The following is a 1,663-nucleotide window of genomic DNA, read 5'->3' as shown; positions in this document are numbered from 1 at the left end:
CAATGATCCTGAGCACAATGATCGGCGCAACGATCGGCGTCGTCGCAGGGTATTACGGCGGACGAATCGGCACCGTCCTGATGCGGTTTGTCGATGCGGTCCTGTCATTTCCCAGCATTTTCCTGCTCTTGGCGCTGGCTGCTTTCATCAAGCCCAGTCCGATCATGATCACAGTGATCATCGCGATCACCAGCTGGATGGAAGTCGCACGCATCGTTGAGGCGGAAGTGCGCTCGCTGCGTGAGCGCGACTTCATCATGGCCGCACGTATGCTTGGCCTCAGCAATCGCTGGATCATGTTTCGCGAGCTGCTGCCGAATGCGATGGGACCGATCATCGTCGCCGCTACGCTGACCGTAGCCAGAGCGATACTTCTCGAAGCCTATGTGAGTTTCCTCGGCTATGGAATTCAGCCGCCGCTTCCGAGCTGGGGCAATATGCTCAATGGAGCGCAGCAATATCTGCAGTCCGCTCCTTGGCTGGCAATCATTCCCGGTGTGGCGATCACGCTTGCGGTCACCAGTTTTAATTTCATCGGCGATGGCCTGCGCGACGCGCTCGATGCGCGCAGCGACTTGAACTAGGGGAGGGCGGATAGTGCCGAAATTCTCTCCCTTCGAAGCGACGCTCTGGTATGCGACGGCGGCACCTGCGCCAGAGACATCGAAGTTGGAGGGTACAACCACGGCCGATGTCTGCATCGTCGGCGGGGGTTACACGGGCTTGACGACCGCGCTGCAACTTGCGCGTTCGGGTGTGAAGGTCGTGCTCCTTGAGGCACAGGAGATCGGGTTTGGCGGCTCTGGCCGGAATGCGGGACACTGTACCCCGACGTTCACGCATTATAGCTTGCCGGAACTTCGCAAGATGCTGGGCGAGCCTTGGGCCGAACGGTTGATACAGCGTCAAACCCGCGCGAACGATCGCGTCTCCGACATGATCAAGCGCTACATGATCGACTGTGAGTGGCAGCAAAACGGGTATGTCATGGGTGCGCATACGCCGAGTGCCATGACAACCATCGAAGAAAAGGCGCGGGATTATAACGCCGTGGGTGCGAAGACACGCGTTCTGGACAAGAGCGAAGTCGAGACGATAACTGGCAGCCCGCGGTTCCATGGCGGCTGGTTTCATTCCGAAGCCGGGCATCTCAATGCACTTGGATATGCACGTGGCCTGGCACGCGCCGTGATCTCGGAAGGCGGCGCGATCCATACGCATTCGGCTGTGACAAAGGTTGAGCGCGAGGGTGGAGCATGGGCGGTCAAAACGTCCGGAGGAAGCGTGATCGCGGACAAGGTCATCTTTGGTACGGGCGCCTATACGGTCGATGGCTGGCCAGGCCTAGAAAACACATTCAAGATTCAACGTGTGTTCGTGGCCGCGACACAGCCACTGAGTGACGCTGCACGTAAAACCATATTGCCGCAGAACACGACAATCCACGATGGGCGCGGCGACATCTTTGTCTATAAATACAACGCTGAAGGGCGCATCGTGGCATCGATGTTCCCCATGGGCCGGCGGGGCAAGGATTTGGCGTATACCAAGCAGGTAATGACTGATCGGCTCAAATGGCTTCATCCGCAAATCGATCGAGACATCCGTTGGGACTATTTGTGGTTTGGCGAACTCGACATGCAATATCGTACAGTTCCACGCC

At 57.9% G+C, this 1,663-nt stretch carries 2 protein-coding genes; both read left to right on the top strand.

Going from position 1 to position 1,663, the window contains the following annotated elements; genetic code table 11:
- Positions 1–584 (top strand): ABC transporter permease (locus tag ACXJ5O_RS26165; protein WP_457302455.1); only part of this gene is annotated, 584 nt, incomplete at its 5' end.
- A gap of 13 nt (positions 585–597) precedes the next feature.
- The coding region (locus tag ACXJ5O_RS26160; protein ID WP_457302454.1) for an NAD(P)/FAD-dependent oxidoreductase at positions 598–1,663 on the top strand (1,066 nt) is incomplete at its 3' end.

The organism is Phyllobacterium sp. P5_D12 (assembly GCF_054049495.1).
Note: the sequence above shows the minus strand (reverse complement) of the source record. Positions and strands in the feature narration are given on the sequence as shown.